Source organism: Gammaproteobacteria bacterium, assembly GCA_029862005.1.
Taxonomy (GTDB): Bacteria; Pseudomonadota; Gammaproteobacteria.
Genome location: JAOTYD010000070.1, coordinates 1 through 6,887, shown reverse-complemented (window position 1 = coordinate 6,887; position 6,887 = coordinate 1). Strand labels below are relative to the sequence as shown.

Annotated in this window: 6 protein-coding genes and 1 pseudogene; 4 read left to right on the top strand and 3 right to left on the bottom strand. The window is 52.0% G+C overall.

The genetic code is table 11. From position 1 onward, the window contains the following. The 3 genes from OES20_18590 to OES20_18580 all read right to left on the bottom strand — a co-directional run. Nucleotides 1–1,116: copper-binding protein (locus OES20_18590; protein ID MDH3636701.1), on the bottom strand; the 1,116-nt coding region annotated here is incomplete at its 3' end. A gap of 139 nt (nucleotides 1,117–1,255) precedes the next feature. Beyond that, nucleotides 1,256–1,600 (bottom strand): hypothetical protein, encoded by a 345-nt coding sequence (locus OES20_18585; protein MDH3636700.1) that lies wholly within the window; start codon nucleotides 1,598–1,600, stop codon nucleotides 1,256–1,258. A 201-nt stretch (nucleotides 1,601–1,801) separates the two neighbouring features. After that, complete coding sequence (locus tag OES20_18580; GenBank protein ID MDH3636699.1) at nucleotides 1,802–2,050, bottom strand: hypothetical protein; 249 nt, start codon at nucleotides 2,048–2,050, stop codon at nucleotides 1,802–1,804. A 400-nt stretch (nucleotides 2,051–2,450) separates the two neighbouring features. Between OES20_18580 and OES20_18575 the strand changes: the two are divergent. The 4 genes and pseudogenes from OES20_18575 (at nucleotide 2,451) to OES20_18560 (ending at nucleotide 6,670) form a co-directional block, all read left to right on the top strand. Further along, nucleotides 2,451–3,490: pseudogene (locus OES20_18575) on the top strand (IS110 family transposase). Nucleotides 3,491–3,947: 457 nt separating this feature from the next. Continuing rightward, complete coding sequence (locus OES20_18570) at nucleotides 3,948–4,499, top strand: DUF2058 domain-containing protein (GenBank protein ID MDH3636698.1); 552 nt, start codon at nucleotides 3,948–3,950, stop codon at nucleotides 4,497–4,499. Between the two features lie 323 nt (nucleotides 4,500–4,822). Further along, entirely contained in the window at nucleotides 4,823–5,368 is a 546-nt protein-coding gene (locus OES20_18565) for a hypothetical protein (protein ID MDH3636697.1), read from the top strand. 288 nt (nucleotides 5,369–5,656) lie between these two features. Further along, entirely contained in the window at nucleotides 5,657–6,670 is a 1,014-nt protein-coding gene (locus OES20_18560) for a methyltransferase domain-containing protein (protein ID MDH3636696.1), read from the top strand. Nucleotides 6,671–6,887 lie beyond the last annotated feature (217 nt).

The window sequence follows — 6,887 nt, the reverse complement described above, 5'->3', positions numbered from 1 at the left end:
GCTGGCGGATTTGAGCTGCGTCGCCGCACCCCGGTCCCGGTAACGTTGGCCCACTGCCCGAGCCTGATCCTGCTTCGCGAACGGGCCGACCCTGTAGCAAAGACGAGCGGCAGCAGCCGCCATTTGCGGAACGTTTACCGGCCGGATACGGGTAATCTCGAAACCGCCTGGCCCATTGACCACGTCGAAGTCGACGGGCATATCGCGTTGTAGCTCGGCCAGGAACTGCACATCCCTGACCTTGAACAGCATCGTCATGCCCGGCATGCCGAACTTGTCGATGGGGCCGTGCTCGATCTTGACCTTGCCCTGGTCGGCCCGGATCGACTTGACCGTACCGCTCGCGTCGAAGGCATCGCCCGCATCGCCGCCGATCAACTGCAGCCCGGTGATGGTGAACCCGGCGGCCTTATTGTCGACGTTGAACTCGATCTCCGAGCCCTTCTCGATATTCGCCATCTGCTTCGGATCCTCGACACGAAACATCATCGTCATCCCCGGCATGCCGAGACGATCGATGGGTCCGTGCTCGACCTTGAGCTTGCCCTCGGACATCCTGACCTGCTTGACCACCCCGGTGGCATCGAAACGACTCGATTTCATCGCCAGCCGCGTAATCGAAAATCCAGCCGCCGTGTTGTCGACGTCGAAATCAATTTCCGAACCTTTATCCAGGCCGGTGAGCTGGGCTGGATCCTCGACGCGAAACATCATCGTCATCCCCGGCATGCCGAGACGATCGATGGGTCCGTGCTCGACCTTGATCTTGCCTTCCGACAACCGTACCTGGCGCACCACGCCGCTGGCATCGAATCCGCCCCGCATCGATTCGCCACTTGTACCCGAGCCCGGGCGATTCGACAGGCGCTCCAGCACCGAGCTGGTCGGCGGTAGTGTCTCGTCGGAATTAAATGTCTCATCTCCGCGAAACCTGCGTTTCCACGAGAGCCCGGTATCAAGCGGGACGACCTCGTCGGGAAACAAGGATTCGTAGGGTGGCGACGCGGGATGCTGATCGACATCCAGCGGAGACGGCATATCCTCCGCGGCCAACGCCGCGTTTCCCATTAGAACCGAAGCGAGCAAGGCGTATCTAAACCCTGTACCTGTATTCATGTTCAGCACTGGAACCTCGAAAAATAACGATTAGATGTAACGCCACAGGCAATGCATCACGGTCAGCGATTGCGATGGCGCAATGAGTCGTGGCCGGCTTTGCTTCGAACTGGCCAGGCGGTCTCGGGGACCGGTGAAGTTAGGGTCTCGGAGGCCTTTCCAGGCGGGACAGGAAAGAGGATTCCAATGCGGGCGTGTTAGTGGGCAGCCAGCGATCGGATTTGTCAAAGGCTGAAAGTGCGCACTCTTGGTGCAACATGGAGGCGGAAATGCCGCACAAAACCTTGCAGGTACTGCCGTGCTCGCATTGCATCTCACCGGCCGTGTCGACAGCCTCCTGCAACAGCTGCGCGGAAACTCGATCGGCTTCTTCGATGACATGTTTGCAGCGGTGACTCGTATCGAGGCCCTGCTCCGCGGGACCGTCCAGAATAACCCAGGACGCGTGCACCATCGGTGCAGCCAGCAGGTTGATTGCCATCATGCAGCAAATTAACCGGGCCAGGCGTTTTCGAATCGTTACTCGCATTATTCGGGGTGTCCGTCGGTACCTTAGTAGGAAGATTCGGATTCGTCAATATAGTTGAGCAAAGCACAACCGGCTGAATGTTATGACCAGCGGGAATCGTATCGGTTCACGGGCGTCGAGGCAAATACAATATGTTGTCTTGTCGTTCCCGGTCTTTCAGCGCAACTTGTTCGCGATTTCAACTGGCATCGGGGGCGGCACATCAGGCTCTACGGGACGACGCTCCGTGGCAGGGATGTCGCAGCCTGCTAACAAGGCCCGGGGTCGGATTAATCGCATCAGCACCAGGATACCGTGCGACAGGCCTCCGACTGGTACGAAGATAATCAGACCGGTTAACAGTGTATTTTGCGCCCCGTCCTTGCCCACAATCGATGTATAGGAAGAATTAACGCCTGTGTGCAATATTCCTGGTTGTATTGGTTAATGGTGCAAACGGCATCGAACTGGATTTGGAGCTCCTTTCTTTATGAATTCTTGAGGCAATTTCATAGATACAAGCGAAATGACCGCTGCTTCTGCCAATTCCTGTCCGTCAGGCCGAGCCGACTCTCGCTGCTTTCGTCTGGATCAGCAAACTAAAATGAAGGTGCAGTAAGCAGCAACATCACAAATTTCTGCAATCGTTAGACCCTAACTCAAACTGCAGTGAGTGTCCCAATAGGGTCGTAAATCGCCGCTGATCTATCGAATCTGAGGGTCTGTTTTCTCCAAAGCAATGGGATGGACTCCTCCTCATCTCATCGGCATCGATGTGCCAAACTGAGACTGTTACATTTCAGTTAACGATAAAGAGGAGTCCGAAATGAAGATTAATCGAGTAGGTGTTGATTTGGCAAAGAATGTTTTTCAACTGCATGGTGTCGATCCTAAGGGAAAAACCGTTTGGAAGCGACGGTTATCGAGAGGTAAATGGATAAAGGTATTGTGCGATACGGTTGTGCCGGGGACCAAGATCGGCATGGAAGCCTGCGCCGGCGCCCACCACTGGGCCAGGCAGTTGATGCAGCGGGGATACCCGGTGAAAGTCATCCCACCGCAATTCGTCAAGCCATTCATCAAGAGCAACAAGAACGATGTCAATGATGCCGAGGCGATCTGTGAGGCGATGGACAGACCCAACATGCACCCGGTGAAAGTCAAAACGATCGAGCAACAGGATCTCCAGGCGATACATCGCATCCGCGATGAAATCAAGAGCCATCGTATCGCCAAGGCGAATCAGATCCGCGGGCTGGTTGCCGAATATGGTCTGGTGGCCCCGCAACAGTTACCGGTACTGCGCAGAGCCATTCCTGACTGGCTGGAAGATGCGGACAATGGTCTGACCTTCTTGTTCAGGCAGCTGCTCCAGGGACTATGGGGAGATTTGTATGCGCTGGATCAGCGGATGGCTGAACTGGATAAACAGATCGCTGTGATTGCACAAGAAGATCCAATGGCCAGACGATTGCAGCAGCTGCGTGGGTGGGTCCATTGATCGCGACCGCCCTGGTGGCCACGATCGGGGATGGTCGGCAGTACCGTAAAGGTAGAGACATGGCGGCGGCCTTGGGATTAACGCCAAGACAGCATAGTTCGGGTGGGAAAGACAAGCTACTCGGGATCAGCAAGCGCGGTGATGCTTATCTACGCTGTTTACTGGTGCATGGCGCCCGTTCTGCGGTGCGCACGGCCAAGGGCAAGGAGGATCGGTTAAGTCGCTGGATCATCGATCTTCAGTCCCGGCGACATGCCAATGTGGTGGCCGTGGCACTGGCCAACAAGATGGCGCGAATGGCCTGGGCGATGATGACCCGGGAAGTTGATTATGATCCGGATCTGGCGGCAGCATCAGTCAGCTAAATACAGAGGACGAGGAGAGACTATTCAATTGACGATTGCGAAGTAAGCGGTTAATGGCAAACAGGTCGAACCGGCACCGATAAAACCCGGGAGCGTCAGCGTGTGTAATAACACGTCAAAGCAATAGGGAATCGGTGCGCGAAAACCCCATTATGGCCCGGCATCAGCGTATGCCAACTGAAGAGGCCGGATATACGTTTGCAGTCGAGCCAACTGCCAGGAACCGATTACTTGCAAACGAGGAGGAGTCCATATACGGACGCTGAAACGCTAACGCTGAGCTTCGTTCTTCGGCCAATAACAGTCGCTTGTAATTTCGGATAATAACGTTCACTTTATACGCAATCTGTAAAACATGGTTTGTCCCCTAATACCCTGTTCTATTACCGGCGCGTTGTGCTGGTATAAACAGCATTGATTTTATACCCTATCCACTTGCAATTACTCGAAGCACCCAATGGCATCACTACAGGATCAATTACTCAAGGCTGGTCTGGTCGATAAACACAAAGCTAAACTGGCCAACAAGGAGAAACAGAAACAGACTAATTTGGCTCGTAAGTCCGGGGGGAAAACGGTTAATGCGGCCAAAGCTGCAGCCCAGCAGCGCCACGCCGAAAGGGTGGAACAGGACCGCGTACTCAATCAGAAAAAACAAGATATTGCCAGGCAAAAAGCGATCGGTGCCCAGGTTAAACAACTTATAGAAGTCAACAAACTGGATCGGAGCCGAGGCGAGATTCCTTATAGCTTCGAATATGAAAACAAGGTCAAGAATATCCTGGTCACCGAGGATCAGAAAAACCATTTAACCTCAGGACATCTCGCAATTGTCGTCACCAGTATAACCAAGGGCAGTCAATTCGAAATCGTTGCTGTCCAGGTAGCGCAGAAAATTGCCGAGCGCGATGAACAATCGGTAATACTGCTAAACAACAGGGATGCATCTGCCACCCTGGAAGACGACCTCTACGCCGCCTACCAGATCCCCGATGATTTAACCTGGTAACTAATGTTGGGTTATTTTGGCTTGACCAACAAGGGGGGCGGCGACAACTGAAAATGATTCGTGTTTGTCACCGACCCATTTAGGTCTAAGCCAGACTACTTCCTGGCTTTCTTTCCTTTGTAAGGATTCGAGTTGGTTCGTAACCGCCCCATAAAATTCAATTCTGAGAGTATGCTTTTCCGTAAGCTGACGCTCAAAACTATGCGTTTAGTGGCGACCTTCGGCCAGGAGCGGACGCTGGTATTTTTTAAATATTTGCGTTTCCGTTTGCTCCCTCTTGTATAATTTCGCTGCCTCTTACCTCTCTCTGGAATTGTATTCTAATGAGAACAATTATTTTTTCCCTAATCGCAGGAAGCTTATTCTTCAACAATGTTTGGGCTGATCATGAGGCTGATCATCGCTATAACATCCGAGGTTATGTGCTCAATGCTAATCAGAAGGGCATGGACAATTTAACAGTTCAAGCGTTCATGGAGGGTGAGTTGCTCAGCACCGGCAGGACTGACGCCGATGGGTACTACTCTTTGCATTTGCACCTGCATAATTCCGACTATCACCGAATCCTCAAACTCCGGGCAGGATCGCACGAAGCCGATTTACGAGTCACATTCGATGTGGAAGACGATACGTCTGCACGAATACATGAGGCAAATTTTGTCGGTGGTAAATTTATTGAAGGGGACCTAGGTCGTTTTCGCGTGCCGTCATGGAGCTATGCAGTTGGAGGGCTATTGTTGTTTATCTTGACACTGGTTTTCCTTGAAAGACGCCGTAAGAAAAAAATCAGGCTGGCAATGTACGGCACATCCGAAACGAGTCCTTCGCCAGGACGCAAGGCAAAAAAGTCACGCCGCAAGAAGCATTAAACTTTAACTATAATGACCTGGTCATTTGTCGAGGATTGAAAGGATTCTAGTTTAATTGTTCCCTACTACTAGGCCCACAACTTTAAGGATTTATTTTTTAGCCTTTATCTAAGATCTCTGAATGCCTGCTTTCCCGTAAGCGGACGTTCATAAGAGATGCGCAGGCTTCGTTCTTCGGCCAGTTTCGGACGCTCGTTACAACTGGCCATTCTGCTCAAGTCTTCATCGAGGTGTAATCCAGTACTACCTAAGCTATAGTCGGCCAACATAGTTCATAGGGGGAGTGCTATGTCTCAATCAACACTTACCGAAGCCGAAATCCAGGTTCTCGCATCCATTCGCATGGCAGAGCAAGAGGGCGAACCGAATGACCGTCAAACGCTTGTTAAAGGCGGCGATCGGTACTGGATGTTTCAGGAAGACTGGACCGATGCTTTCCCAACCTTGCTGGAGAAAGATCTCATTGAAGGAGATGAAACCGGCTACCGCCTGACCGAGTCGGGGATTCCACTGGGGGCTAAATACTACGCCGAGCGCCCGGACATGTACTGGTATTATTATCAAAAGTTCTACCCGGCTGCGCGTGCTAGTGCAGCGCATTCAAAATTGTGTGAACGGGCGTTTGGTATCGATCTCACGCAAGAAGGGATGACGGATATGACCGCCCTCCACCACCTTCTACAATTACTTGACCCCAAGGAAGATGAGCATCTTCTCGATCTGGGATGCGGTGCGGGTGTCATCGCTGAGTACATCGCCGAAAAGACCGGGGTGAAGGTGACCGGACTGGATTACGCGGAGCCAGTAATTGAGGAGGCAAAGGAGCGCACTCGGGATAAACGGAATCGGCTCTCATTCGTGACTGGTGATATGAATGCACTCGATTTACCGGAAAAATCCTTCGATACGGTTATCTCAATTGATACGCTTTATTGGGTCGAGGATCTGACGAACACGATGGCTCAGGTAGCAAAACTCCTAAAACCCGGAGGACAAATGGGTATTTTCATGCTCAAGCACGTTCCAGACGGACGTAAAGCTACTGAATATAGTGCCGAGGAGACGCCTCTGGGGAAATCACTGAGCGAGATCGGATTGTCGTTTAATGCTTACGACTACACGATCCAGAATGACGCGTTCTGGCACCGAAACTATCAAGCAGCGAAGGACCTCCAGGCCGAATTTGAGGCAGAAGGTAATGGGTTTATTACCGCGAGCCTTATTCGAGAAAGTGAGGAGGATTTCCTTCCATTCATCCATAAGGGTACTTTGGCACGATATCTGTATCACATTCGCACTTGATTACACTGATCCCTGAGATCGATTTGAGTCTGCTTTTCTTCATAGCGGACGCTTATTGCTCGTGACTAGGCTGCTGGAAACGGCCAGAAGCGGACGCCCACGTTTTGCCCTCGCAGCCCTTAACGGATTAGATGAGAGTCAACGTCACTTAAGCTTCATATCGTTCTTGACGGATTTCACGCCCTTGATTTGTTGCACGATTTCCACCGCTTTGTCG

Excerpts from the sequence above, each read along its gene's own strand:
- OES20_18585 (MDH3636700.1), bottom strand. The coding sequence starts at position 1,600 with ATGATGGCAATCAACCTGCTGGCTGCACCGATGGTGCACGCGTCCTGG.
- OES20_18570 (MDH3636698.1), top strand. The coding sequence starts at position 3,948 with ATGGCATCACTACAGGATCAATTACTCAAGGCTGGTCTGGTCGATAAA.
- OES20_18565 (MDH3636697.1), top strand. The coding sequence starts at position 4,823 with ATGAGAACAATTATTTTTTCCCTAATCGCAGGAAGCTTATTCTTCAAC.
- OES20_18560 (MDH3636696.1), top strand. The coding sequence starts at position 5,657 with ATGTCTCAATCAACACTTACCGAAGCCGAAATCCAGGTTCTCGCATCC.